Genomic DNA, 26,800 nt, shown 5'->3' on the forward strand with positions numbered 1-26,800 from the left:
TTTACGCTTAAATTTTGAAAAAATTTAAGCAGGAAAGGTTAATTGCACTTACAACTGTAGAGTAAATTACGGCCTTTCCAGTTTTGACAAAAATTCTTGAAAAAAACTTAAAAAGTTTCCCGCTTTTTTTAAGTTTGACTATACGGGAAAGCGGACGCTATAATAGAAAACATGATAAAAAAAATTATTTCTCTCTTCAAAATTTTAAATTCGAATTCTAAGCCTGGCGAAGTAGCAAATGCGGTTTGCATGGGGGTAATGCTGGGATTTGTACCTAAAAATAATCTTTTGTGGTATCTGCTTTTTGTATTTTTCTGTTTTGTCAGAATAAACAAGACGGCTTATTTTTTTGTAACGCTTTTGATGTCCTTTGTGGCGCCGCTGGCAGACGGATTTTTTGATTCCCTGGGATATTCGGTGCTTACAAGCGGGAGACTCTCGCCTCTTTTTGCAACCTTAATCGACATTCCATTTGTTGGCTTCACGAAATTCAATAATACGGTTGTCTGCGGGGCTTTTGTTTTCAGCCTGATAATTTATATTCCGCTTTTCGTGGTTCTCATCTTCTTTATTAAAATCTGGCGAACAAAAATTACTACGGCTTTTAACAACAGCAAAATCGGTACTTTCTTCTATAAATTACCAATTGTTGGAAAATTCCGCGAAGCATCTTTGGAATTAATGTAAATCGGAGAAAAGAATGAAAAAAGAAAAAAAAGTAAAACTTGTAAAAGCAAAAAAAATACCGGGGCTTTTTAAGAAACGCTACACTGAAAAAAGTCTTGAAAAGAAACTTCTGAAAAAGCTATATGTTCCGGCTGATATCGAATACATAAAAAATCTTTTTAAGGATGATGAAAGCAAGCCCGGATTCTTGAAGGCAGACACATCCGGACAGATTGAGAAAAAAGAATTAAAGAGACTAAAAACACTTGCAAAGGAAATCAAAAAGAATAAAGCGGGCTTTAAGCTTGTGCCCTTTGCGGCAGTTGGAATTTTCATTGCGGCTCTTGTACTGGGCGTAATTCTCTTTAAGGATGTCGCCGTAAAAAAAGCTATCACAAGCGCAATGCAGTCGGCCTTTGGCGCAAAAACCGACATTGCATCTGTTCATCTGAAAATTCTGGACGCTAAGCTTGAAGTAAAAAATCTGGAACAGGCTAGCAGCGATGATGAAATGAAAAATCTCTTTCAGATTGCTGACCTTACTTTTGATTTTAATCTTACTGAAGCCCTGCGCGGAAAAGTTGATATTGAAAACCTTACGATTGGAGAAGTTCTTTTTAATACCGACCGTAAAAAATCAGGAAAGCTTAAAAAGGTAGAAAAACTGAAGAAGCAGCAGGAAAAAACGGCCGAAAAGGAAGCTGTGAAGGCAGCCAAAAAAGGAACAGCGGCTCCTGCCAAAAAGAATGATTTGATGGCAAAAACTCAGAATACTCTGAACTCTATGTTTGCCGATTATAATCCTGAAAACATCATGAGCAACATGCAGGAAAATCTGAAATCGCCGGTGGTGGCTCAGAATGCTCAGAAAACAGCGGAAGAGCTTGTTGAAAAATGGCAGAATGAACCTGCTAAAATAGAAGAATCTGTTAAGCAGATGCAGGCACTTGCTGAAGATGTTCAGAAATTTGATTATTCAAAGCTTTCTGATCCTTCAAAAATCAAGGAAATGATTGAACTTGTAAATTCTTCTATTAATACGGGTAACGAAATCACGTCCAAAACAAAATCTCTCGTAAATGACGTGGAAAAAGATTCTGCAAAAGTCAAATCTCTTTCTGATGATATTCAGAAGGCAATTGATTCAGATAAAAAACTTCTGGATGCTGAAATCAGTAAGTTTACTACACTCAAAGACAAGGGCGTAAAAAATGTTTTCAATGATATGATTACGGCCTTTGTTTACGGAATGGCAGATCAGTATTCTCCAAAGGCCCGCGGCTACATCAACAAGGCGCTGGAACTTAAGGCAAAGCACGATGCTTCTGCAGCAAAGAAAAACAGCGATAAGCAGAAGGCGAAAAAACTTAAGTTGAAAAAGCGAATTGCCCAGCGTGCCGGCGGCCGCTACGTTTATTATAAAAAAGACCGAGTTCCAAAATTCCTTCTTGAAAAGGCATACGGTTCTGGTGACGGCTGGAGCCTGAATGCACAGGAATTTTCTAGCGATGCTGATAAGCGGGGAAGTGAATCTTTGCTGGAGGCGGCGCTTGCTCTTTCTGGAACAGAAAACAAGCTTCACGCAGTTATTGATGCCCGCTCAGAAAGTGAAAACTCTTTTGTAAATGCCACTTACGCAGGAAAAAATCTTCCTTCCGACGTAGTAATCGACTCTTACGGCATGAAGTCCAAGTCAGCAGTCAACTGTACTATTGTTATTGATGATTTACAGGAAGGCGTTCGTGGAGAGGGGATTCTTGATTTGAATGTGATTCAGATTCTTTCTCCTTCATTTGAGCCAAAAGCCGTTTACGACATTTACAAGTCGACTCTGGATTCTGTAAAAACAATGCGCGTCAGATTCAATTACAAATGGAATGAAGAAGATGGTCTTGCTCTTGATTTGAAAACTGATGCCGGCGACGTTTTCCAGAGGGCCTTTACAAATACATTCAATAAAGAAATCATCAAGATTACAGAACAGAGCCGCCAGATGGTAACTCAGCTGCTTTCTGAAAAAACTGGAATTGCCACAGACAAGATTTCGGAATTTTCTGATATAGAAAAGCGCATTAAAGATTCTGATAAAATGGCTCAGGGCTTGAAAAAGCAGATGGAAAGCAAGAAAAAGGAAATGGAAAATTTTGTAAACGGCGCTGCTGACAGAGCTAAAAAGCAGGCAGAAGCTGAACTTGCAAAGGCAAAAGCAGAAGCTGAAGAAAAAGCCAGAGCTGAAGCCGAAAGATTAAAGAAAGAAACCGAAGAAGCAGTAAGAAAAGAAGCTGAAAATCAGGCGAAAAACCTGCTGAAAGGGTTCGGATTTTAGATTATCGGGTCAAGCCCAGTAATGACACTAGCCGGAAATTGGCGGTGTTGATTCTTTTTTGCGGTTATCAAAGTATCCGCCGTCTTCAAGGTAGCGGCGGCGGGTCATAATCAGGCTAATAAGTTCCTGATACATATTGTAGTCAATTTCAAGCGCCATCGGTAAAAGGAAAAATTCTGTTTCATCGCAGTAGCGTTCGATGAATTTAGGGTCTGTAACGTAACCGAGCGAAATCATATTGCTGATTCGGTCAGCACATTTCAGTATTTTTGCCTTCTGGCTTCCGGTATCAAGAATGCGGCGAAGGAACTGGCGCTTATCTTCATCATCACGACGGGTAACTTCCAAAACCAGGTTCAGGACAGTCTGCCCTTCTTCGTCACAATTAATAATCAGATTGCGGTCAAAATTTGGAATATCTTCTACTGTGTCGTGGACCACGCTGGCTTTAAGCAGAATTGAGTCAATGTAGCCGTAGTCAATAAGGATGGAAAGAGTGTCCATCTGGTGACGGAACATATTACCGCCGGCATGACGGGCTTTACCAATCAGGCCGGTGGCAAGCTGCATGTAAGGAGCAAGAACAATGTCTTTGAGCTGCTGCATGTGCTCAGGATCCATGTCTTTTGAGCGGTCAATTCGCATTTCGTATTTCTGTTTAGCCATCGTCCTGTCTCCCGTATGCTACCTATTTTAAGTCAGCAATATAGCTTTGTAAAGTTGCAATTTTTCGTTCGCTTTCTGCAAGGCGGGCCTTTTCTTCTTCTACAAGATTTGCAGGCGCGTGCTTAGCAAAGTTTCCGTTGAGCTTGTTCTGGCTCATGCGGGCAAAGCCCTCTTCTTTTTCAATTGTCTTCTGGAAGCGGGCAATAAGCTGTTCCTTGTTGATATTTTCATCAACCAGGATGAAAGACTCAAAGCCTTTTCCTACTGTACCAATTGAAGATGCAGGTTTTGCTTCAACAAAGTCTACTTTTGCAACGCCGGCCAAGAGCTGAATCATTTCAACTTTTTCGCGGCAAACTTCGGCAGCAGAACCCTTTTCAATCAAAATAGCAATATTGATTTTTGAAGCAGGGTCAATTCCGCAGTCTACGCGGAGTGCACGGGTTTTACCGATAAGTTCCTTAAGAACCTCAAAGCGGGCTTCAATTTCTGCATTTTCGCGGTCTTTTGTATATTCAGGATAAGGCGCATTGATGAGCATTCCTGCATATTCGCTGTTTGATGCAACTTTCTGATTTCCTGCAGACTTGCGGTTAGCAGCAATTTCAGAAAGAGGAAGTTTTCCGTAAATTTCTTCTGTAACAAATGGAAGATATGGGTGCAAAAGACGAAGGTTTTCTTCCAGAATATTCATAAGAACAGAAGCCTGGCGGTCTTTTTCCTTATCATCACCATTCTTAAAGTTGATTTTTGTAGCTTCAACGTACCAGTCGCAGAATTCATTCCAGAAGTATTCCATAAGAGCAGAAGCTGCGTCGTTGTAGCGGTATGTATCAAGAGCTTCGCGGGCAGTTTTTGCAGCATAGTTGAGGCGGCTGTAAATCCACTTGTCCAGTTCTGTAAGGTCTGCGTCTGTAACAGGAACCAGATTGCGGCCTTCAAGGTTACCAAGAAGATAGCGGCTTGCGTTCCAAACTTTATTACAGAAGCGTGAACCCAGTTTGAAAGAATCTTTATCAATAAGAATATCCTGTCCCTGAGCGCACATAAAGCCAAGAGTGAACTTAAGGGCATCGGCACCGTACATATCGATGATTTCAAGAGGGTCCATACCGTTGCCAAGAGACTTAGACATTTTGCGTCCCTGCTTATCGCGTACAAGACCGTGAATGTAAATATCATGGAAAGGAGCTTTTCCTGTAAATTCAAGACCAGCCATAATCATACGGCTAACCCAGAAGAAGATGATATCGTAGGCAGTTACAAGAGCAGTTGTTGGATAGAAGGTTGCAAGGTCTGGAGTATTTTCAGGCCATCCCAAAGTTGAGAAAGGCCAGAGCCAAGAGCTGAACCAGGTATCGAGTACGTCTTCATCCTGTTTAAGGTCTGAAGCCCCTGCTCCACATTTCGGACACTTGCAAGGGTCTTCGCGGCTTACAATTACTTCTCCACACTTCTGGCAGTACCAGGCCGGGATGCGGTGACCCCACCAGATCTGGCGGCTTACACACCAGTCGCGGATGTTTTCCAGCCAGTGTGAATATGTATTTTCCCATTTCTGAGGGAAGAACTGAATTTCACCCTTTTTCCATGCGGCAAGAGCCTTGTCTGCCATTGGCTTCATTTTTACAAACCACTGGTCACTCAAATAAGGCTCAACTACAGTTTTACAGCGGTAACAGTGACCTACAGAGTGAACCATTTTTTCTTCACCCTTGAAAAGGCCGGCTGCTTCAAGATCTTCAATTACGAGCTTGCGGGCAGCTTCCGGTTTGAGTCCGCGGTATTTTTCAGGAACGTTTTCGTTCAGGCGTCCGTCCGGAGTAAGAAGATTGATTACTTCAAGATTGTGGCGTTTACCAACTTCCCAGTCGTTAGGGTCGTGAGCCGGAGTGATTTTTACCATACCGGTTCCGAATTCCTTATCAACATAATCATCAGCAATGATAGGAATTTCTTTTCCTGTGAGAGGGAGCTTAAGCTTCTTTCCAACAAGAGCTGTATAGCGTTCATCAGTCGGGTTTACGGCAACGGCAGTATCACCAAAGAAAGTTTCAGGACGAGTTGTAGCAACTTCAATCTTTCCGCTTCCGTCTGCATATTCATAATAAAGGTGATACATTGCGCCCTGTGTATCTTCGTGGTCTACTTCATCATCAGCAAGGGCAGTACCACAGCGGGGACACCAGTTTACAAGACGCTTTCCGCGGTACATAAGTCCGCGCTCATAAAGAGTTACGAAAACATCGCGAACTGCGGCAGACAAACCTTCGTCATAAGTAAAGCGCTCGCGTTCCCAGTCTGTAGAGTTTCCGAGTTTTCTCTGCTGTTTTACGATTGTGTTGTGGTGGTCTTCTTTTACCTTCCAGGTTCGTTCAAGGAATTTTTCGCGTCCAAGGTCGTTACGGGTAAGACCTTCTTTTTTCAGCTGGCGTTCAACAACGTTCTGAGTTGCAATTCCGGCGTGGTCAGTTCCAGTGAGCCAGAGGGTATTATCGCCCTTCATACGGTGATAGCGTACAACGATATCCTGAAGAGTATTGTTAAGTCCGTGTCCCATGTGAAGAACGCCTGTTACGTTTGGAGGTGGAATCACGACTGAATATGTGTTTGTTTTCTTGTTACAATCTTCGCACTGACATTTGTACTGTGCATGTACAGGGGAAGCTTCATCGCTGGCTGGCTTAAAATAGCCTTTTGTTTCCCATTCGTTATAAATTCTGTCTTCAAATGACTTTGGCTCGTAGGCCTTTTCCAATTCAATTGCTTTCATAGTAAAAAATTATAGTGATTTTCCGTTGTAAAGTAAATTAATCTGATATAAAATAGCAATGATATGGCAACCACAGCAAATTTAAGTGCATTAATCAAATATTACGCTGATAAACAAAAATCTCCCTTCATCGATTTTAAGGAATTCTGTACATACATAAAAAAGTACGCAGACCACCACGTTGAAGAACAGGGAGAACTTGTAAAATATCTGGGCGATACTGCGGGCACTATAAATGCTGAACTTCAGGGCTTGAGTGAAAAACACCTTGTTGCCGTAACAACAAACGGCAACAAAAAGATGATTGTTGCTTTTAATTTTTTTGTAGCGCGTTATACAGCTCAGTTCAATGAGATTTTGAAAAATGATTCAACACCATATCCTCTTGTTTCTGATTTACCGAAACAGTTTCCGCTGACTGCCATTGAAAGAAAAGCTGCAACTTCTTACATTCCTTCTTTAATAGAAAAAGATACATCAAAAACAAACCAGCTTTTGTTCCTGGAGTTTTCACAGGAAATTCCGCCGCTTATTTTGCCTTCATGTATTTCGATGCAGCTTTTGATTGAGACGGCACAGCAGAAAATCCGCCGCATCTTGAAAAAGGAAGAATATCACGACTACTTTTTGAAAAAGCTTCGTTCTACAAATCCGACAAAGGAAGTTCCTATCCGCGGTTTCTATTCAAAATTTGTAGATGCAAATGAAAATAACTTTTCTCAGCTTGCTGACGGTGATGATTACTACTTCTGGAATCAGCTCTTGTACTTTATCAAGCAGGATTACATTAAGATTCAGGACAGAACAACTGATGATGTAAATATTCTTCAGGCTGTTCTGATTGCTGAAATCCACAGTTCATACCTTAAGTCTAAATTCCAGGATAACAAGAAAAAAAGGGATGCCCTTAATGAACTGGAAGCGTCACTTGGAAAGCCTCCGTATTTCTTCTCTATGAATCAGATTCTTAAATTCAAGGATAAATCTGGTCAGGACTTGTACGGAATTTATACAGAAGAAGATTTGAAGAAAACCCTTCAGCGTCTTACAACAGAAGGTGAAGCAAACGAATTGCCGCCGCTTCTTGTTTTTAAGGTTTCATCCGGCACACGATATTTTGTTTACAAGAAAAATGTTCTTAATGTTGTAGTTCGCCTTTGTAACGAAGGTCACGATTCTATTGAACGCGCTCTGGAAGAAAAATGGTTCAACGTTTTGATGGATCATGAAAAACTTCCTGAAATGACAAATTTAAGTCATTTTGAAAATACCCTTCATAAAATGGTTGAAGCAAACTCGCCGGTTTTGCACGCTCTTTTAAGCGCCAACTTCATGACCCTTCTGGCTTTTGATACAGATGAATCTGAGATGCCACAGGGCTTCAGACTTTTTGTAAACGGAAAACTTTTGCCTTACCATGATTTATTGATGCTGAAAAACGCAAAGATTCTTGCAAACGCCAAGGCTCGTCTTCCTTTTTACTACACAATGCCTATTATTTCATGGCTTTTTGCCCTCTTTACTTCAGGTAAAAGACAGCAGGAAAAGGAAGCCAGAAAGAACGAAATCAGCAATCCATTTGATGAACTGGAAGAAGAACCTTCACGCACAAACAAAAAAAGCCGCGCAGAAGTGCTTTCTGCAAAAGCAAAAGATATTACTCAGGATATGATTCCTGAAGGTTCTACTATTGACCGTGAATTAAACTATCTTGAAAAACAGTGGAACAAGCGCATTTCTAAAGATGCCTACAACCAGCTGAATGAAGACGTTAACGCACTTATCCGCGATTACACACGAAAAATTTTACGCACGCTTTCTGATTCAACTTTCACAAAAGAACGAATTAAAAATCTTGCTGAAACTTTGACTGCAGCGCCTAATATGCAGAAACTTGGCAACAATAAAGCTTTGACAGAGTATGTTGCGCTTTATATGCTGAGACTGATTTCTAACAGATAGATTGCCGGGATTATTTTCTCGACAACTTGTATAGTATTCTCACAAAAATTCCTTAAATTTCTCACTTTTTTTTTCAAAATTTTTGTCAAAACTTCATCATCTTGGAAAGTATATATATGTTGAATTTCAACGTGTTTTTCTGGCCGGAAAAGCAAAACTAAAATGTATGAGGTTTTATATGAATCAGTTGAATTCTTTGATTATTGAAGGAAATGCCGTAAAAAAGGCAGAATTTTCAGAGCCTAAAGCAGGCTTTTTTGTATGCAGATTTCCGGTTGCAGTAAACCGCTGGTACAAGAGCCGCAATAACGAAGGCGTTTCTGAAGTGTCGTATTTTGATGTGGAAGCTTATGGAAAGCTTGCGGAATACTGTAAAAAGAAGGTTGATAAAGGTCAGGGCATGAGAGTCGTGGGACGAATCAAGCAGGACAGATGGAAAGATAAGGATGGAAAAAGTGCAAGCAGGGTTTATGTTGTTGCAGAACACATTGAATACAAACCAAAGTTCAACAATTCCATAATGACCACTGAAGAAGAAAGCACTTCTGCAGAAGAGGAAGGTGGAAGCAGCGAAACTTCACAGGCTCTTCCAGATACTGCAGAAGAAACCGTATTCTAGCGCTTTTTTCGTCCTTTGAATTTAGCGCCAGGTCTGCCCTTTGCAGGGGTAAGCCCCTTTACAGGGGTAGGCCCCTTTACAGGGGTAAGCCCCTTTGCAGGGGCAGCACCTTTTGCCTTTGCTGCAGCGGCGCGTTCAGCGGCAGCTTTATATTCCTCAAGTTTTTCAGGATTATAAAAACCGTCTTTCCAGTTGAATCTGGAAATTTCAGGGAGAGGCTGCTGCTTGATAAGCGAAGTCATAATGGCTTTAATCTGGCTTTTTGAAACCTTTGTTTTAGAAAAATCAACAAGGAGTTTCTTAAAGCCGGCGCCCTGCAAAATATTAACCTTATCCACAATGCTGAAAGGTTCTTCCGGCATTACAAAAGAACCGTCCTGAGTAGAGCTGATTTTGAACATCTTTTCCTCTTTGTCGGAGAAGAATGTAAAATCATAATCTGACGGCATCTTAAAGCGCATGCGGAAGAGAGCCGGATAGGCAAAAACAGGCACAAGGACACGTGAGCGTACTTTTTCTTCGTAAGTAGCTTCCAGGTTTTTACGGGAGTTTTCATACGGAGAAACAAAGGCACCGATATTCAGGTTTTCAAGCCATGAAACTGCCCAGCGGTTGAATGTATAAAGGTAAGGTCCTGCAATCATATTCACGCCAAGAGACTTGAGCATCTGAATGTGGGCAAGATTGTTTACGACAAAGTTCTTGTAACCGTCTTCAACAAGGGCTGTAAGTTCATTTTTAAGCTGGTCTTCCTGCAGAGGACTACAGAATGGATCAAGCGAAATAAAAATCTGCTTTTTAGAGAAAGGCAGAACAGTCTTATGATTCAAAAGGTCATAAGAAGTTTCTGAGTTATATTCCAGAATGAGACGAACTGGCTTTAAGCCCTGAACTGCAAAGACGTCTGCAATAGAAGAAACCTGGGCATATATGCCGTCCGGAAAGTAAGCAAGCTCCTTATCTTTTACAGGTGTAAGGTCAAGAATCGGAAGCATTTCGTCTTTCGGCTGCTTGCGGTAACGGCCAAGGTCACCCGGTAAAACTCGCTGATAGCGTTTTGAGCCAGACTTAATCTGCAAAAGATAAACTTCATCACCAACAGCAAAGCCGCCCGGAATATCAATCCAGCGTTTTCCTTTTTCTTCGTCAAGTTCTACAGAACGGATTTTATGGCTTACGCGGCCTGTATCATCCTTTTTATGAAGGCGGATTGAATCACCCGGATCAGGGTCGTAAGAACCGCCGGAAAGACAGGCCATTTTTACATTTATCTGCTCCTGAGGAGTATCAGGATTTGCATTAGCGCGGATAGCTTCTACAAGCTCACGAGGTGCTGCCTTAATTGCAGAGATTTTTCCAAGATAAATACCGGTTCCGCCAGCCTGGTCAGGATTCAAAATCTTCTGGGCAGAGTTTTTAACGCCATCATCAAGAGTCTTAAAGCCGTACCAGTAATCAGTTTTTGAGCGCGCAAAGTCAGAAGCAAGCATACGTTTGCCGGCTGCAATTGCGCCTTTTTTATCTTCCTTATAGTGGTCAATTACGTAGCGGTAAGCTGCAACTACACTGCCGACATATTCAGCACTCTTCATGCGGCCTTCAATCTTGAAAGAATCAACACCGACTTCCATAAGATCTGGAATATGATCAATAAGCTGTAAATCGCAGGGAGAAAAATAATAACCGCTCTTAATTCCGCCTGAAACTTCTGCATTGTAGTAGCGGCGGCAGGCCTGGGCACACATTCCGCGGTTAGCAGACTTTCCGCCCAAAAAGCTTGAAAAGAGACAAAGGCCTGATTCACTTACACAAAGGGCTCCGTGAACAAAAACTTCCAGGTTTGCACCTGTCTCGTTTTTAATTTTCTGAATTTCTTCAAGCCCAAGTTCGCGTGCAAGAACCATGCGCTTTAGGCCCTGCTTTTGCAAAAGGCGTACGGCAGCGGTGCTTTCTACGTTCATCTGAGTAGAAGCGTGAAGTTCCATATTCGGAAAGAATTCCTGAGCCATGCGCATGATTGCATAATCCTGCACAATAAGGCCGTCTGGTCCAACTTCATTGAGATAAGATAAAAAGCGGTAAAGGCGTTCTGTTTCACGCTCTTCGCTTACTGTATTAACTGTGACGTAAATTTTCTTGTTCTGACGGTGAAGAGTTTCTACAGCCGCCTCAAACTGATTCCATGCAAAATTTGATGTTCTAAGGCGCGCGTTAAAACTCTTCAGTCCCAAATAAACTGCATCGGCACCTTCGCCGATTGCTGCATCCAAAGATTCAATATTTCCCGCAGGAGCTAATAATTCAACCATTTGGATAGTTTAACATAATTTTAAGAATAATTACAATGTTCCCGGAGAATAAGTGTCTGTTTTCCAGCTTGAAGCCCCCGCCGGCAGCGGATATTCAATTTCCTGGGATTTCATCTTTTCATATATTCTTTTGGAATCCTGCCTTTGCAGGGATTTTGTAACAGAGCTTTTTACTTCATTTGTAAATTCATCATAAGACATCTGCTCAAGAATCTGTCCGCTTCCTACGTTAATCAAAACCATAGTGTCCGCAGCTTTTGTAAGGCAGGCTTCTGTATTGGCGCTCCACAAATCCCGAACTCCATTATTAGAATTTCCGCCTGTTGCAAGACTTAAATCTTCCCCTTCTTCAGAAATACAGCCCTCGCCTTTTGTTCTCAAATGAACAAGAATTATTTCTCCTTTACGAACTTCAACAGAAGGAAAATCGTATCCTTTATCAATTCCTTTTGAGGCACTGTAAAGCTTAAGGTTAGAAAGATTTCCATCGCTGAGGGCAAGAAACTCTACAAATTCCGTCCGGTATTTAGTTTTATTTGAGCTTTCATTTGAAATAAAGACTTCTGTCATAATCAGCTTTGGAATACGGGGATTATAACCGGAAAATTTAGTTGCAAAAGTAAGTGTGTTTCCAACCTGATCTTCTACGACAGCATAAAGCTCGTAAGCTTTCCCGACGGTGGTGGGTGACGCAAAATTAAAAAGAAGACTTTCGCCGTCATCTTCATTATCAACCGTAACAGGAATTTTTCCGTAGCCGCCTGAAGCTGCTTTTAAGGCAGTAGAAAGTTCTATGTTTTCCGAATGTTCAATGGAATCAGAAATGCCTTCCATAAAAGGAGAAAGCACGGCCCCGGAAACCTTCACCTTTTCTGAGAAAGTAACTCTCAAAGACTTTTCGCTTACTACTTCAATGCTTTCAATTTGTGGAGAAGCATAATCCCCGCCGACAAGCTGAATACCCTCTGTAGTCACCTTACATGAAAAAGGCATTACGCTGAAAAGCGTAATGCCTGTAATCAATGCCGTCTGAATAAAAGACAGAATAATCGTTTTTAGATTTTTCATTCATTTCCTCTCTTTTTTGATTTCTACATATATACTATCCGCAGACATCAAAAATTCGGAAATGATTTTGAAAAAAATCTGAAATTTTTATCTGATTTTTGCAGCTTCTATCATATAGCGGACAGAAAGTCCTGCATCATCTTCATAATGTTTTTCAATTACAAAGATAAGGTTTGTTCCCGATTCATCACGGAAAATGCGTTCAATCTTATAGTTTGTAACACCCTTGCGAGTAATTGAAGGAGAACCAATTCTCTGTGTGCTGAGCAGGTAACCGTCTGCATCAAATTTTTCAAGATTAATATAGAAAGAAGAACGCGCATTTTTTCCCTTTCCTGTGATTGTAGGAACCAGGGTAATTCTATAGGAATTCTGATTATCTAAATCTGCGCTTGTAAAATCCTTAAATATAATCTCATCAGTTCCAGTCTTATTTACATCATCAAGGATATAAAGGACATGCTCTGCATTTGCTTTTTTCAAATTGAGGGCATTCAGATAGCCGGCAGCTTTTGCTTCAAGCTCTTCGTAAACATCTTTACCGTTTTTATCTGCAGTAGCTCCTGTCGGACGGGTCTTAAATACACCGGAATCTACATAATCGTTAGCGGCAATATCCACCTGGAAGATTTCTGCCCAGGCCTGAAATTTTTTATCAACTTTTCCGTACTGAGCAAAAACATAATATTTTCCGTCTGCTGAAAATCCTTTATCTACAAAAGAGGCAACATCCCCCGCATTCAATGCTGTGGCAGCCAGTAAAACTGCTAAACTACACAAGAACGATTTTTTCATAAATCCTCCCGTAAAAAATCCTTTTAATTGTGGTCTATCACTTTATTTTCGGCTTTACAGAAAAAGTCTTTAACGTTATTTTTTTTATTATGACAATTAAAGCTAGAAATCGTTTTTACATGGGATTTTTCATTCTTTCGCTCTTTTTTCTTATTTTTGATTTTGTATTTTTCCATTATCAAAAGTTTTCCGGATCTTTTATCCTTCCCGAAATTACAGCAAGCTCAAATCTTTCAACATCCTTTATATTCGGCTACAGGCCATATTTCACCTTCGGCGCTATTTTCTTTGAATTCATTTATCTGTGCGGAACAAGTTTTATAATTCTTTACGCCTTTTACAAGACTCAGTCCGGGGAACTTGGCTATTTTCTTCTGTTCCTGCTTTCTATTCTTATGGACACAACAAGAATTTTCATTCCGCTTCTTCAGCTTGCAGAAACTTACACAACAGCCCTGATTGTCATAAATAATATTGTGCTGACGGGTACTATTTTAGGTCCTATTTCACTGCTTGCCCTTGTGCTTTTTTCTGCAGAAGAGTACCGGCAGAATCTTGAACAAAACTGCGTCATCATTATTGTAGTGAGCACTTTTGTGGCATTTTCTATTCCAATTAATACAGGCATTCTGCTTCCAAGCTATGCTTCTGCCTATGCCTTCAGTAATGTTTTAAGACTTTTTATAATCATCGCAATTATAATTTCAGTTGCCTCTATGAGCATGAACAATTACAAACGAGAACTTTCGCAGCTTACTACTGTGGGATTTTTTATAATGGGTCTGGGCTCGCTGATTCTAAAGCACTGCTTTACTCTTTTTCAGCTGGTAATCGGAGTAATTTGCAGTGCAGTGGGAACAGTCCTTTACTTTAAGGAACTCCACAATCAGTATTTGTGGAATTCCTAAGCGGACTGAGAGATTTTAACTTACCAGGCCAAAGAAAAGGCCGATTATTATTGGAATTAAAACGTTATCAAAGTCTGAAAGAGGAAGCATTTCCAGAATCATTGCTGCGCAACCTGTAAGAAGGCTTACGTAGCAGTTCTGACAGCAGCAGAAGGTGGCAATATAGACTGCAAGAAAGCAGGTAAGACTTCCGGCTACAGTTTTTCCGTGGCTTCCAGGAATTGTAATTTTTCCTATTAACTTGCCAGAAAGGCTTGCCAGGCCGTCTCCAAATGCAAGCGCAAATATTCCAACCTTAGCGCATTCCGGCGGCAATAGCAGGGCCGCAAGGATAATTCCAATCACCAGCGTTACAGGGCCAAGTACAAAACGGTTTTCGTCGCGTTTACGTGCTGCAACTTCAGTTACTTTTGAAACCAGAGGAATTGTAACTCCTTTAAGACGTAAAAATTCACACAAAGAATAACCAGCCAGAGCAAATACAAGAAGCCACAAAGTCGGATAATAAGCAAGTCCTAAAAACAAGGGTACAAAACTTGAACAGATATGAATGCTTTTTCTAAAAAGTTCCTTTGCAAGTGAGTTTGCTTTCTGTCTTAAATAGATTCCGTATTGAATGCTGTTCTGCATCTGTATTTTTACCTCTCTTTATCAGTCAGAGTCTTTGGAATTTCTGTATAAATTGCAGGCTCATATTCAGAGAAATTGTGAGTTACATATTTAATATTCTGCTCTGCAAGGTTTGTTCCGCCCAGACGCAAAAGTGTATTCTGGTTACGAGTAAGCGCATCCCAGGCACGAACTGACTGCTGGAACTGAACAATTGATTTTGCGTTCAGGCTGCTGTTTCCGGTTCGTTTTGCAAGACGGTAGAGAGTTACACCATAGTTGTTTGCAGCAGAAAGATATGTATTTACAATGTCGTAATCGCTGTCGTTTACCTGAGGGAATACCATCTGGCGGTCAAGAACTTCTTCATCAAGGCGCTTAACCAGCTGATTATAATAACCTTCGGCAGCATAGTCATCACCGCGCAGGCTGAGTGTATTTGCCATGGCAAGCATAAGGTTCTTTTCCTTGATATTTCCGTCACCGGCCTTCATAAATGAACCAAGGGCTTCGGCAAGATTGTCGTTATTATACTGAATATAACCGATTCGGTAACGGATCTGAGGGCTGTCGTTTTCAAGTTCAACAGAAGACATGTAATTTTTGAGTGCGTCATCATAATCAGCAGAAATAAAATACTTCAAGTCTGCCATGTCTTCATAAAGTTTTCCGATATCCTTGTTACCTTCAAAGCCGGCGTTATCGCGTTCCTGAGTATAAAGGGAAATACCTTCAGCATACTGCTCCTGAGCCTGAACATGTTCTCCGTTTGCTTCGTAATGTTCGCCCAAAAGCTTGTATGTATCAATGTACTTGTAAAGGTCGCGGCGCTTGATAGATTTGGCAGCGTCAAACTTTTTAAGTGTATTTTTGAGGGTGTTTTCTACCCTTTCGTTTTCGTTAGAAAGCACGTAGTACTTAGAAAGATTGTAGAGAGCCACAGGATTTTCAGGATTTGCATGAGCCGCAGTCAAAAGAAGTCGGCGGAGTCCGTCAATCTGGAAGCGCAGATATTCCTGACTTGCAGGAAGAGGTCCATAGTATTTATCAAGAAGATAGCCTGAAAGTTCTGTCCAGTCATCTGCAGGAAGCGATTTTTCCTTAGTTTCATCAAAGTTCTGGCGGATTTCCAGAACCTGACGGAGTTTGTCCGAACGGATAAAGTAGCGCATCATGCGGGCAAGATAGAGATTATTAGGCTTGTAAAGCTGCATAAGTGAAGCATACTGTTCGCGGGCTAAATCCAACTTAGAAGGGTCTTTTTCTGTTCCCCATTCAAGGTAGATGTCTCCAAGCTCGAGGATTCCGTCTGCATCATTGATGTGGTAATCAAGAACTTCGCGGCGTACAATTTCTTCGGCCCGCTCGTAATTTACCATATCATTGAGTTCCATGTCGGCATATTCAAGACCGGCTTCCTTATCGTGGCGGAAGCACATGAGGATATTCTGATACATTTTCTCTGCTCGCTGATACTGCTTGTGTTCACGATATCCGCGGGCATAATTGAAGAACCAAGGTCGGCTGAGACGGTACTGTACAGCCTCGTCAAATTTGATTTCTGACTGAGGATATTCTTCTGCCTGCAAAAGAGCATAGCCCTGCTTGTAAAGGGAGTGTGCCTTAAGAGGTTTGTAGATGCAGTTCTTTCCAAAGTTGAAAAGTCCGATTCCAACCAGAATTAAGGCGCAGCCTACGATAAAGCCAGGAATAATTCTGTTACGCAGCTGATAAGAAAGCGACTTTTTATAGGCTTCGTATTCTTCTGCTGAACGGTGCTCAAAATCACGAGGAACTGGAATTGAAATATCCAGCATCTTTTCGAGCATTGAGGCAACCTGGCGGGCAGGAGCCTTGTTTATGATTTTTTCAATTACTTCAAATTCGGCGTCTTCTGTAAATTCGTCCTGAACGATAAAGTTTTCAAAGGCAAGACGAACATTGAGCGGATATTCGCTGAAGTTTTTTAGGAAGACTTTGTACTGGGCGTCAGAAAGTGTATTCGGAGGAAGTTCTTCGCCCGGAATAGCTTCTGAGAAATCCGGTTCATCAAGATCTGATTTAGGCTCTTCTGGTTCTGCCTTTTTAGGGGCTTTCTTTGCCTTTGGAGCAGGTTCTTCTTTTTCTTCTTCGATTTCTGAGAAGCCTGGAATTACAAAGTCGTCATCACCGCCGCCAAGGAAGTCATCTTCGTTTATCTGACTGTCGGTATCTGAAATACCAAAGTCCATGTCATCCATGCCGGTAGTATCAAAGGCTTCTACAGGTTCGTCAGATTCTTCTATGCCTGAATTGAGGGAATCAAGGCTGAGGTCTTCGTCGTCTGAAACTTCTTCGGCAACGGCGTCGGTGTAGTCTGGCATTGAAACTTCTTCGCCAGAATCGCCGGCTGGAGCACCGAAATCCATATCGTCAAGGCTGAGGCTGTCCGGACTGAAGCTGTCGCCAGAAGCATCAGTACCGTCTGCAGGAGTTTCAGCAGCGTCTGCACCGCCGAAGTCCATGTCATCAAGGTTCAAATCACCGGCTGAAAGGTCAGAGTCTTCAGCAGGACTTTCAGCGGCATCTGCTCCGCCAAAATCCATGTCATCAAGGTTCAGGTCACCAGCTAAAAGGTCACCTTCTTCTGCCGGAGCTTCAGCAGCACTTTCTTCTGCAGCCGGAGTCTCGTCAAAGGAAGGCATATCCATATCGCTGAGGTCAAAGAGGTCTGCTGTTGATGGCTCAGCAGCCTCTCCATCTTCTGACGGCATTTCTGTATCTGCAGCTTCTTCCGGCTCAGTGCTTTCTGATATTTCTGAACTTTCTGCCATTTCGCCTGCGTCTGCCGGCTCAGCAGCTTCTGCGCCTTCTTCACTTGCAGGAGTTTCAGCTGGCTCAGCCATGCCGAAATCCATATCGTCGAGATTCAGGTCATCAAGACCTGTGGTATCAAAAGTTTCGTCAGCAGGAGCTGCGTCTGTTGCAAGCTCATCAGATGGAAGTTCAGAGGCTTCACTTTCTGCAGGCTCTGTACCGACAAAGTCCATGTCATCAAGGTTGAAATCAGCGGCTGAAAGGTCAGCGCCTTCTGTATTCTCGAGAGGAGTTTCTGTAAGATCTTCAGAAGCAGGCTCTGGCACTTCTTCAGCAGACTCTGGCTCTGCTTCTACTGGTTCAGCTGCGTCTGAAACTTCTTCTGCAGCCTCAGCCGGGCTTTCTTCTGCAGGAGCGGCGTTTTCAGTTTCCCCGCTTCCCATATCATCAAAGCCATCTATATCAAGACCATCAAGGGTAAGATCGTCAAAATTAATGTCTTCAACAGAAGGTGCCGGAGCAGCTTCTTCTGCCGGAGTAATATCCTCTACCGGGATTTCATCCAGACTTGCAGCATCTTCTGCATTTTCTTCTATATTAATACCTGTATTATCAAAGAGTTTTGGAGTATTTTCTTTTTTATCAGACTTTGTTTCCGGATGAATGTTTGTTTCTTCGTCGTCATCAAAACCGCCGCTCAAATCAAAGTCATCGAAAGGATCTTCTTCAGCCATTTCACCAAAGATGCTTGAAGCTTTGGCTTTTGGTTTTGGAGCCTGGATTTCAACTTCAGGAATGTCATCAAGGTTCAAATCATCAAGATCTGAAACATCAAAAGAAGATGACGATGGAGCTGCATCTGCCTCTGGCACACCCTCTGCTTCAGGAACGGCTTCAGCCTCTGCTTCTATAATTCCGTGCTCATTAAGTTCAGGGATATTATCCAAAACTGCATCAGCTTCCGGGACAATTTCTGTTTCAAGTGAGGCGTCTGCATCTGGGGAAACTTCCTCTGCAGTAGCCGGCTCCTGTGCGCTCTCAGACTCAGCTTCAGACACAGGAAGGTCGCCTAAGTCGAATTCACTGTCAAGAGAAGGGAGATTGTCGGCATCAAAGTCAAATGATTCAGCAGGGAATTCAGGGGCATCTGCTTCACCCTCTCCTGTAAGCCCTTCCATAGAAGGAAGCGCTGAATCATCGGCGAAAGAATTATCAAGGTCAAGGCGCTCGGCAGCAGCGTCAATATCTTTCTGAGTAGGTTCTTTTTCAATGCCAGGAATATCAAGCTCGCCAATGTCGGCAAGACCGCCATCAGAAGAAAAATCATCAAGTTCAGGGAGACTTTCATCAAGCGTCTCAGGCTCTGGTTCAGGTTCGGGCTCTGGCTCCGGTTCGTCAAAACCAGCACCCGCAAGAAGGGCATCAAGGCCTAAATCTGAAATCGGGATTTCTTCGGGCTCTGGCTCCGGTTCAGGCTCCGGCTCGTCTTCAAACATGGAAAGGTCAGGCATGTCACCGCCGCCTTCGCCATTATCATCGCCGCCCATGCTCATTCCAAGATTAAGCAAATCAGACATATCAGGAGCGGCAGAAGCTGGAGCTTCAGAAGAGTCGTCGCCGCCGGAAGTTTCAGCTGCAGTAGCGCCCACTCCGGTAATATCAGAAAAATCTTCTTGAACCGGGGCCTCTTCCTTGGCAACTTCTTTCATCGGCATTCCGATTACGAATTCTTCGGAATCATCAACATCTGGGATTGTAGCCGGGATTTCGACTTTTACAGGCTTTTCGCCACGAGTAGCACGAACGGTAACTTCGTTACCCAGAGAAAGCATGTCGTTGTTAAACTTTTTAAGTTGGCTCAAGCCTGGCATAGTGTAATTTTACCCCACAACACTTCAATATTACAAGAGAGTTGTTTTTCCCCACTCTTCTTTGTAAATTAACGGAATTTTTTAAGGGGCACTTTAACAAAATGTTACTTATATATGAAAGAAAAAATATCTTACAATTGCAAACAAAAAAATGACTCACAGTCGAAGAGCCTGTGTCAAAACCGCGCAATAATGCGCTACTCGTTGCTTATTGCAAAGTAACTATATGACTGGCCGCTTTCGCGACCGCAATAAGCAAAGTGTTTTTGACACACGCTCCTCTCCTTCCGTCATTTTTTTCGTCTTCCCAAGTAATAATTTTGTTACTCCCTTAAAAAATCCCTAAATCTCCGGCGCCAGCTGCCGATATTGTGAGTATGAAAATGACAAAATTTGTTTTGGTGTCGGCACTGGCAGGGATTTTCTGCACGGGGATGGGGTTTGCGGCGGCTCCGGCAAACTATCAGAATTTTGAACTTGATACTCTTTTGCACAACATCGAAAAACCGGGCGAGCCGATTGTAACTGAAGATTACATTATTTTTACGGCAAACACACAGAACCGCTCGGTTGGAATTGCATTTGATTTTGAAAATTATCAGGTTATCCACCCTTTCCAGGTGCTTTCTAATACTGATGACGAAGGTGTCTCAACCCGCAAGCACCTTTTTTACTGCTATCAGCGCCAGCATCGTTTTGACACGCTCAAATATCGCCTTGTAATCGACGGGCTTTGGACCACAGACCCGCTCAACCCAAACAAGGAATACGATGAACAGGTAAATTTGTACTTTTCTAAACTGGAAAATCTCGGTCAGATAAAAATTGAAACAGAGGCGACTCCAAATGACACCGTAAAGTTCATTTACAAGGGGGAAAGCGGCCTCAAACTTCATCTTGCCGGCACTTTCACCAACTGGGATCCCTGGATTTACCAGCTTGAAGAAATCCAGCCCGGCCTTTACGAGCTCGAACTGCCTTTGACCACCGGCGTTTATTACTACAACTATTATCTGGGTCTCACCCCGATTCTGGACAACACCAACCCGGAAAAAATCTACACCGCCGACGGACGAAGCGCCAGCGTGATTAGGGTGAATTAGGTTATAGGTGTCAGGTTTTAGGTTTTAGGATTTTCTCTATCTAAAACGTCTCGCCATTTCGCGAAGCTTATTCATATCCATGCCCTTTAATGCGCTAGGGTCAAGTCCACCAAGGCCGCCCATGCCGCCGGCTCCGCCCATCATAGACGGATCAAGACCAAGCTGATTCATCATCTTGCCCTGGAGACCGCGGTTACGGCTTACTTTTTTCATCATGAGTTTTGTCTTTTCAAACTGCTTGATAAGCTTATTTACGTCTGCAACGCTGGTTCCGGAACCTTTTGCAATGCGCTTGCGGCGGCTAGGACCAATAATCAGATGGTTCAGGCGCTCCTTGTATGTCATACTCTGAATGATAGCTTCGTTCTTTTTCATGCCGCTCATATCAAGCTGGCTTGGGTCAATTCCATTCATGCCAGGAAGCATTTCCAGAAGCTTACTCATGCTGCCCATTTTTTTAACCTGCTGGAACTGTTCAAGCATATCCTGCAAAGTAAACTCGTTGCGCTGAAGCTTTTTCTGCATCTTAAGGGCAGCTTCCTGATCAACAGTTTCCTGTGCCTTTTCAACAAGGGAAACGATATCACCCATGCCAAGAATACGGCTGGCAATTCGCTCTGGGTGGAATACTTCAAAATCTTCTGTTTTTTCACCGGTTCCCACAAAGAGAATAGGCTTATCTGTGATTGTTTTAAGAGAAAGTGCCGCACCACCGCGGGCATCTGAGTCGAACTTTGTAAGAATAACACCTGTAAGGCCAAGCTGCTCATCAAAGCTCTTGGCAATTTCAACAGCATTCTGACCAGTCATTGCATCGGCAACAAGAAGCACTTCAACCGGGCTAGTTACCTTCTTGATTTTTACAAGTTCAGCCATCATATCTTCATCAATCTGAAGACGTCCGGCAGTATCGATGATGATTGTATCGTTTCCGTTACGGCGGGCAAAATCAATTGCTTCTTTTGCGTTCTTTACGGCATCCTTAGAGTTTTCCTTGAAAACCGGAACGCCGATTTTTTCTCCGAGTTGAGAAAGCTGTTCAACAGCGGCAGGACGAACTAAGTCACAGGCAGCAAGAAGAGGCTTTCTTCCGTCTTTAAGGAGTTTTGCCGCAAGCTTGTGGGCAGCTGTAGTTTTACCGGCACCCTGCAAACCGAGCATAAGGATAACCGACTGGGTATCTGGTCCTTTAAGATGAAGGTCAACCTTTGTGTCACCAAGCATGGCAACAATCTTGTCGTAAATGATTTTTACAAACTGCTGACCAGGATCTACGGCTTTAAGAACTTTTTCGCCCTTAGCTTCTTCAATAGTAGAATTTACAAAGCGGCGTACAACACGAAGGTTTACATCGGCTTCAAGAAGAGCCATTTTAATCTGCTCTACTGTGTCCTCGATGTTACGTTCCGTGATTGTGGACTTACCACTTAAAGTTTTTACAACTCCGCTAAAAGCTGATGAAAGTTTTTCAAGCATTTTTCTTTTCCTTATTATCTTACGTCAGGCTGAATTTTACGCACATTCTTGCGTCTTACATATACTTTCTTTCCCTGATTGTAGAGCTCGTTCATAAAGTCTTCAGGAGTAATTTCCTTATTCAAAATCCTGTAAAGTCCGTTACAAATCATGAGCTTAAGGCCCTTTTTCTTTGCAATTTCGTGAACGTATTTACAGGCAATGGCACCTTCAGGAAGGTAGCCGATTTTTGCAACGTTTGCTATCAAATCATCAATATCCTTGAACTTTGAAAGCATATCTGTCTTGATTAAATCCTGTCCGAAACGGCGGTTGCGGCCGTATTTACTCTTACAGGTTACGTCCAGGTCTCCTACACCGGAAATCGACGTAAATGTTTCTGCATGGGTTGCTCCCATTGCAAAGCCAAGCATCTGAATTTCATTCAGGCCGGCAGCCATCAAAAGGCTTTCTGTGTTATCACCAAAGGTATCAGAAGTTTCTGCAATTGCATCCATCGCACCGTAAACAACGGCAACAACGTTCTTTGCAGCGGCACAAATCTGAACACCAATAACGTCAAAGCTGGAATAAACCATAAGGCCTGGAACTCTCAAAAGCTCGCGAACCTTGATTGAGTTGCGTGGATAGGCAGAAGCAGAAACAAGTCCTGTCAGTTTGCCCATTGCAACTTCCTCTGCATGGCTAGGACCTGCAACATAAACGGTTTTTCCCTTGTAGCAGGCAGGAAGGACTTCTTCCATTGTTTCAAGAATCAACTTAGGACCATGTTCTGTAGGAACAAAGCCCTTTGTTAATGAAGCGATGACTGTCTTTCCGTTCTTGATATTAGGAACATCGACAATCTTCTTAATTGTACTTGCCAAAAACAAAGAAGGTGATGCAATGATGAGGAAATCCTTTCCAGTCGCAGCTTCAATGATATTATTAGTAGCAGTAAGTTTTTCGGAAAGTTTGTAGCCTGCAAGAAAACGTTTATTTTCATGCTCGTTATTGATTGAATTTACTACATCTTCTTCCAATGCCCAGATCTGAACATCGTGATTTCCGCGCGCAAGAGCCTGTGCCAATCCTGTACCCCAGGCACCGCCGCCGATTACTCCAACAGATTTTTTACTCATTACAATCGCCTTCTTGTTTTATGCCGGTGCTCGCATAGTCTCGCACCGAACCATTTTCTCGTAAATCCTAAAAAATTGCACTGTCGTACAATTTTTTTTAACGGATTTGCTATTTTCGGTATGTCGCAGCTTTGTTTTTAACGCTTCCTCCATTATCGGCTAATACCAGCCAGCCTCTGCGTCGTTCCAGTCGTAAATTTCTTCGTCTTTGAACCAGAGCTTGATTTCGCGCTCTGCGCTGGCATCACTGTCTGACGCGTGAATGATATTGCGTGCTGTGTGTATACAGTAATCACCACGGATAGTACCCGGCATTGCTTCTTCAGGTTTTGTAGCGCCGCAGAATTTGCGGATCAATTCAACACAGTTATCAGCCTGCCATACCATTGCAACAACTGGACCAGAAGTAACGTACTCTACAAGTCCATCATAGAAAGGTTTTCCCTTGTGCTCTGCATAATGTGCTTCTGCAATTTCCTTTGAAGGATGAAGCATTTTCAAACCTACGAGCTTAAAACCTTTTTTTTCAAGGCGAGAAATAACTTCGCCAACCAACCGGCGGTTAACAACTCCCGGCTTCAACATAGTAAAACATCGTGTCATAATTCTAATATTATAACCAAAAAAATCCCCTTGTTTCAAGATTTATGAAAAAAGCATTCTGCCGCACTGATAAAAAGGTCCCGGCTCTTTGAAGAAAAGTTTCTTAGTCTTTCTAAAAAATTCTGAACTTCGTGGGAGTTCAACTCGAACCTGCACGAGGTTCAAACTGAAACTGCACCAGTTTCAAGCTGAAACTCCACGGGGTACAACATTTTTTCGAAAGGGCTTTGATGTTTTTGACACTGAGACAGGGAAAACTCTCCTTTCCAGATGAATCTTTTTCTGCATGCCTTATTTATTTTTTCATAGTGTATTTTACAAATATATGTTATAATTAATTATTGTAAAAAGTGTGGGTAGAGGGAAACTTATTTGAGGTTAGCCGGTGCTTAAAACACTTTTTAAAAGACACTATTCTCTTTTTTTAATTCCATTGGCTCTTTCCATATCCTGCACAAATCTTGTAGATGATTCTTTTGAAAATCAAAATGCCCAGACAGAATCTCATTCAATAGTTTATATCACGGGAAATATTGATTCATCTGCAGGCAGACAGTCAACTCAGCTTTTACAGATTGATGATTCAAAGGCGGCGGAAAACGATGATGTCCGCGCAGCCATGCCCAATATTAGCCCTGACACTTCTTCATCAGGAAGTTCAAGCTACATATATTTTGTTTCGGCTTCTACCATGGGAGTTTCGCCTGCTGAGAGTGTAGACGGCACAGTTTCTTCTGATGCGTCTGGGAAACTGTCATATACAATTGCTTTGAAATCAGGATATAGATGGAAAATTACTGCGGGAGTAAAGCGAAAAGCAGATTCTAAACAGGTTCTTTCTGATTCCTATGAAGATACAATTTCCTCATCACATCCGGTAAGTTCAAAAAACTTCTTCCTTCAGCCAGCTAGCGGAAGCGGAGATGTAAACCTGCCTGTCACGGTTGATTCTTCGATAACTGATATTGAAGTAGAACTTGGTACTGCTTCAGAACAGGCAGCCTGGGACACAGCAATGGCAGAGGGCGGCTCAATTACAACTTCTGCAATCAACGTTCCTAATCTTCCGGCAGGAAATTATCATTTGACAATCAATTTTAAGGACACAAACGGTCAGATTGTTTATTCTGTAAATCAAGCGATGACTGTTTATCCTTTTGTAACGACAAATAAATGGGTTGCAGGCTCCTCTTCAAGTTCGGTTATTGATGCAAGCGGTAACTTTCAGATAGATTCAGCAGATTTAAATAGCTGGAAGCGAAATGTTTTTTACGTAGCCCAGAACAGGATTTTTTCAGATTCAGCTGCTCCTGATGACGGCAACGACGGAAGCGCCTGGTACCCTCTGGCAAGTGTGACCGGCGCAATCAATAAAATTATTGAAAACAATGTTTCAGATGCCGAATACACGATTTATGTAGTCGGTACTATTAAAGATAATGTAACTGTGTCTACAACAAGCATGACATCTCTTACCATTTCAAAACTGATGGATAATGCCGCAGTAGTTGACGGCGATGCAAATGGCACGGTTTTTGATATTTCTACGACAAAGCCGGTAATGTTTAAGGGAATTACGATTCAGAACGGACAGGGAAATGCCATGTATAAAGGCGGCGGTATTAGTTTGGCGACTGGAGGTACTGTATATATAGAAGACTGTCATTTAATTTCGAATAAGGCAGTAAATGGCGGTGCAATTTACATCGGTTCCGGCTCAACGATGGAACTGACAGGCAATGTTTACATTCCATCCAGCGCAGTTGATGAAAATGACATTTACCTTGTGGATGGAACTTACATCGACCTTAATTCAACTCTTAAACATGAAGCGCCTGTAGCCTCAGTAACACTGCAATCATACTCATACGGAAGGGCTGTTCTTTCAGGAACGGCTGCGGGCAGTAATTATTCTAAATTTACGATAAATAATGATACTTTCGGAAATACCTGGACACTTAATAATGAAGGAAAGCTTTCTCCTTTGGAGATCATGATAAAAACAGGTTCAGCGATTAATTCTGCTTTACCGTGGAATTCTACTGTGCCGTTTGAAGCAAGTTCAATAGGGCCTGATGCAGGAACCACTGTATATTATCTTGATACTGCGGCAGAACATGTTCCTGTATGGTATGACGGCAGCGGTATTTCTCCTGCCGTAAAATATTATGCTGGTGGTGTTACTGATGGCGGTGGAGGAAAACTGATACTTAATGCCGATTCAAGTGAAATGTTCAGTACAACCAGACGCTTTACAAGCATTGATTTGTCTTACTTTGATGCAAGTAAAGTTACAAATACAAGCAAAATGTTCTATGGATGTTCTACGGATCTTACTATGATTCTGGTTGGTGATTCCTTTGATTTAAGTTCTGTTACAAATTCAACAAGCATGTTCAGTACATCTGCTACTAATTTAAAGGGCGGACTGGGAACAAGTTTCGATTCAAGCAAAACAGACAAAACTTATGCCCGAATTGATTCTGAAGATTCTCCTGGTTACTTTACAGGTCCTAAGCATTTAAAAACTGGTTCTGACATTAACAGTAAACTTTTCTTTATTGATGCTTATAGTAATACTTCTTTTGAACGAAGTTCGACACCGCCAGATTCAAGTGTTTCTGCAAATGAAATTGCATATCTGGATTATGGAGAAAAATATTATCCGGTATGGAGCCAGGGCGGTAAAAATTATTATTATACAGGAGACAAAGATAGATTATTCTTGAATCCTGATTCATCAAGTATGTTTGATGGTTGTCCAAATTATGAAACAATCGATTTAAGCGGATTTGATACTTCAAGAGTTACAAATATGTCAGAAATGTTTGCAAATTGCAAGAAACTCACAGAACTTGATTTGTCCGATTTTGATACTTCTAAAGTTACGAATATGTCAAAGATGTTCTATATGCCAGGTGAAAGCAATACCGCTTTAACAAAAATTACAGTTTCTTCAGGATTTGTAACTACAGCTGTAACAGCATCTGATGAAATGTTCGCATACTGTGCATTACTTATAGGTGGAAGCGGCACAACTTACAATTCTTCTGTAATAGATAAGACTTATGCCCACATAGACGGCGGAACTTCAAATCCGGGATATTTTACGGCAAAATAAGAGAGAAA

Annotated in this window: 17 protein-coding genes; 7 read left to right on the top strand and 10 right to left on the bottom strand. The window is 42.1% G+C overall.

Annotation, left to right across the window (positions count from 1 at the left end):
* Positions 1–171 precede the first annotated feature (171 nt).
* Both T530_RS0104070 and T530_RS0104075 read left to right on the top strand, forming a co-directional pair.
* The gene (locus T530_RS0104070) at positions 172–687 is read left to right on the top strand and encodes a TIGR03546 family protein (RefSeq protein WP_027727923.1); all 516 of its coding nucleotides are present in this window, start codon (positions 172–174) and stop codon (positions 685–687) included.
* Positions 688–700: 13 nt separating this feature from the next.
* Complete coding sequence (locus T530_RS0104075) at positions 701–2,992, top strand: hypothetical protein (protein ID WP_027727924.1); 2,292 nt, start codon at positions 701–703, stop codon at positions 2,990–2,992.
* 27 nt (positions 2,993–3,019) lie between these two features.
* On the opposite strand, the gene T530_RS0104080 is transcribed toward T530_RS0104075, so the two are convergent.
* On the bottom strand, positions 3,020–3,637 hold the full coding sequence (locus tag T530_RS0104080) for a hypothetical protein (protein ID WP_081773667.1): 618 nt from the start codon (positions 3,635–3,637) through the stop codon (positions 3,020–3,022).
* Between the two features lie 43 nt (positions 3,638–3,680).
* Entirely contained in the window at positions 3,681–6,431 is a 2,751-nt protein-coding gene (locus tag T530_RS0104085; protein WP_027727926.1) for a valine--tRNA ligase, read from the bottom strand.
* Between the two features lie 63 nt (positions 6,432–6,494).
* Between T530_RS0104085 and T530_RS0104090 the strand changes: the two genes are divergently transcribed.
* Positions 6,495–8,393, top strand: coding sequence for a hypothetical protein (locus tag T530_RS0104090; protein WP_027727927.1), 1,899 nt, complete (start codon positions 6,495–6,497; stop codon positions 8,391–8,393).
* Between the two features lie 178 nt (positions 8,394–8,571).
* Positions 8,572–9,012: a single-stranded DNA-binding protein gene (locus tag T530_RS0104095; protein WP_027727928.1), complete on the top strand. Its 441-nt coding sequence runs from the start codon at positions 8,572–8,574 to the stop codon at positions 9,010–9,012.
* Here the strand turns inward: T530_RS0104095 and T530_RS0104100 are convergent.
* From T530_RS0104100 to T530_RS0104110, 3 genes are all read right to left on the bottom strand, one after another.
* Positions 9,009–11,321, bottom strand: a complete 2,313-nt coding sequence (locus T530_RS0104100) for a U32 family peptidase (RefSeq protein ID WP_027727929.1) — start codon at positions 11,319–11,321, stop codon at positions 9,009–9,011. The two genes, T530_RS0104095 and T530_RS0104100, sit on opposite strands and share 4 nt — an antisense overlap.
* A gap of 30 nt (positions 11,322–11,351) precedes the next feature.
* Entirely contained in the window at positions 11,352–12,389 is a 1,038-nt protein-coding gene (locus tag T530_RS0104105; protein WP_027727930.1) for a hypothetical protein, read from the bottom strand.
* An 87-nt stretch (positions 12,390–12,476) separates the two neighbouring features.
* Positions 12,477–13,184 (bottom strand): DUF2259 domain-containing protein, encoded by a 708-nt coding sequence (locus T530_RS0104110; RefSeq protein ID WP_027727931.1) that lies wholly within the window; start codon positions 13,182–13,184, stop codon positions 12,477–12,479.
* A gap of 89 nt (positions 13,185–13,273) precedes the next feature.
* On the opposite strand from T530_RS0104110, the gene T530_RS0104115 reads away from it, so the two are divergent.
* Positions 13,274–14,092 carry a hypothetical protein gene (locus T530_RS0104115; RefSeq protein WP_156011527.1) on the top strand — a complete coding sequence of 273 codons (819 nt, stop codon included), beginning with the start codon at positions 13,274–13,276 and terminating at the stop codon, positions 14,090–14,092.
* 15 nt (positions 14,093–14,107) lie between these two features.
* Here the strand turns inward: T530_RS0104115 and T530_RS0104120 are convergent, their stop codons facing one another.
* Together T530_RS0104120 and flcA are read right to left on the bottom strand one after the other, a co-directional pair.
* Positions 14,108–14,722 (bottom strand): diacylglycerol/polyprenol kinase family protein, encoded by a 615-nt coding sequence (locus T530_RS0104120; protein WP_027727933.1) that lies wholly within the window; start codon positions 14,720–14,722, stop codon positions 14,108–14,110.
* A gap of 8 nt (positions 14,723–14,730) precedes the next feature.
* Positions 14,731–19,368 carry a periplasmic flagellar collar protein FlcA gene (gene flcA / locus T530_RS0104125; protein WP_027727934.1) on the bottom strand — a complete coding sequence of 1,546 codons (4,638 nt, stop codon included), beginning with the start codon at positions 19,366–19,368 and terminating at the stop codon, positions 14,731–14,733.
* Between the two features lie 377 nt (positions 19,369–19,745).
* Here flcA and T530_RS13470 point away from each other — a divergent pair, with 377 nt between their 5' ends.
* Positions 19,746–20,471 carry an isoamylase gene (locus tag T530_RS13470; protein ID WP_156011529.1) on the top strand — a complete coding sequence of 242 codons (726 nt, stop codon included), beginning with the start codon at positions 19,746–19,748 and terminating at the stop codon, positions 20,469–20,471.
* Between the two features lie 36 nt (positions 20,472–20,507).
* Here T530_RS13470 and ffh read toward each other — a convergent pair whose 3' ends face one another.
* The 3 genes from ffh to ndk form a co-directional block, all read right to left on the bottom strand.
* Positions 20,508–21,947: a signal recognition particle protein gene (gene ffh / locus T530_RS0104135; protein ID WP_027727935.1), complete on the bottom strand. Its 1,440-nt coding sequence runs from the start codon at positions 21,945–21,947 to the stop codon at positions 20,508–20,510.
* Between the two features lie 14 nt (positions 21,948–21,961).
* Positions 21,962–23,068, bottom strand: a complete 1,107-nt coding sequence (locus T530_RS0104140) for an NAD(P)H-dependent glycerol-3-phosphate dehydrogenase (RefSeq protein WP_027727936.1) — start codon at positions 23,066–23,068, stop codon at positions 21,962–21,964.
* Positions 23,069–23,227: 159 nt separating this feature from the next.
* Positions 23,228–23,671 carry a nucleoside-diphosphate kinase gene (gene ndk / locus T530_RS0104145; RefSeq protein WP_027727937.1) on the bottom strand — a complete coding sequence of 148 codons (444 nt, stop codon included), beginning with the start codon at positions 23,669–23,671 and terminating at the stop codon, positions 23,228–23,230.
* Between the two features lie 385 nt (positions 23,672–24,056).
* Here ndk and T530_RS0104150 point away from each other — a divergent pair, with 385 nt between their 5' ends.
* Entirely contained in the window at positions 24,057–26,792 is a 2,736-nt protein-coding gene (locus T530_RS0104150; RefSeq protein ID WP_027727938.1) for a BspA family leucine-rich repeat surface protein, read from the top strand.
* The last annotated feature ends 8 nt before the right edge of the window (positions 26,793–26,800 follow it).

The sequence above is a fragment of the Treponema sp. C6A8 genome (assembly GCF_000619925.1).
Lineage (GTDB): Bacteria > Spirochaetota > Spirochaetia > Treponematales > Treponemataceae > Treponema_D.

Bases quoted from the DNA above. Each gene is read 5' to 3' on its own strand.
- T530_RS0104070 (WP_027727923.1), top strand. From the start codon at position 172: ATGATAAAAAAAATTATTTCTCTCTTCAAAATTTTAAATTCGAATTCT.
- T530_RS0104075 (WP_027727924.1), top strand. From the start codon at position 701: ATGAAAAAAGAAAAAAAAGTAAAACTTGTAAAAGCAAAAAAAATACCG.
- T530_RS0104080 (WP_081773667.1), bottom strand. From the start codon at position 3,637: ATGCGAATTGACCGCTCAAAAGACATGGATCCTGAGCACATGCAGCAG.
- T530_RS0104085 (WP_027727926.1), bottom strand. From the start codon at position 6,431: ATGAAAGCAATTGAATTGGAAAAGGCCTACGAGCCAAAGTCATTTGAA.
- T530_RS0104090 (WP_027727927.1), top strand. From the start codon at position 6,495: ATGGCAACCACAGCAAATTTAAGTGCATTAATCAAATATTACGCTGAT.
- T530_RS0104095 (WP_027727928.1), top strand. From the start codon at position 8,572: ATGAATCAGTTGAATTCTTTGATTATTGAAGGAAATGCCGTAAAAAAG.
- T530_RS0104100 (WP_027727929.1), bottom strand. From the start codon at position 11,321: ATGGTTGAATTATTAGCTCCTGCGGGAAATATTGAATCTTTGGATGCA.
- T530_RS0104105 (WP_027727930.1), bottom strand. From the start codon at position 12,389: ATGAAAAATCTAAAAACGATTATTCTGTCTTTTATTCAGACGGCATTG.
- T530_RS0104110 (WP_027727931.1), bottom strand. From the start codon at position 13,184: ATGAAAAAATCGTTCTTGTGTAGTTTAGCAGTTTTACTGGCTGCCACA.
- T530_RS0104115 (WP_156011527.1), top strand. From the start codon at position 13,274: ATGACAATTAAAGCTAGAAATCGTTTTTACATGGGATTTTTCATTCTT.
- T530_RS0104120 (WP_027727933.1), bottom strand. From the start codon at position 14,722: ATGCAGAACAGCATTCAATACGGAATCTATTTAAGACAGAAAGCAAAC.
- flcA (WP_027727934.1), bottom strand. From the start codon at position 19,368: ATGCCAGGCTTGAGCCAACTTAAAAAGTTTAACAACGACATGCTTTCT.
- T530_RS13470 (WP_156011529.1), top strand. From the start codon at position 19,746: ATGAAAATGACAAAATTTGTTTTGGTGTCGGCACTGGCAGGGATTTTC.
- ffh (WP_027727935.1), bottom strand. From the start codon at position 21,947: ATGCTTGAAAAACTTTCATCAGCTTTTAGCGGAGTTGTAAAAACTTTA.
- T530_RS0104140 (WP_027727936.1), bottom strand. From the start codon at position 23,068: ATGAGTAAAAAATCTGTTGGAGTAATCGGCGGCGGTGCCTGGGGTACA.
- ndk (WP_027727937.1), bottom strand. From the start codon at position 23,671: ATGACACGATGTTTTACTATGTTGAAGCCGGGAGTTGTTAACCGCCGG.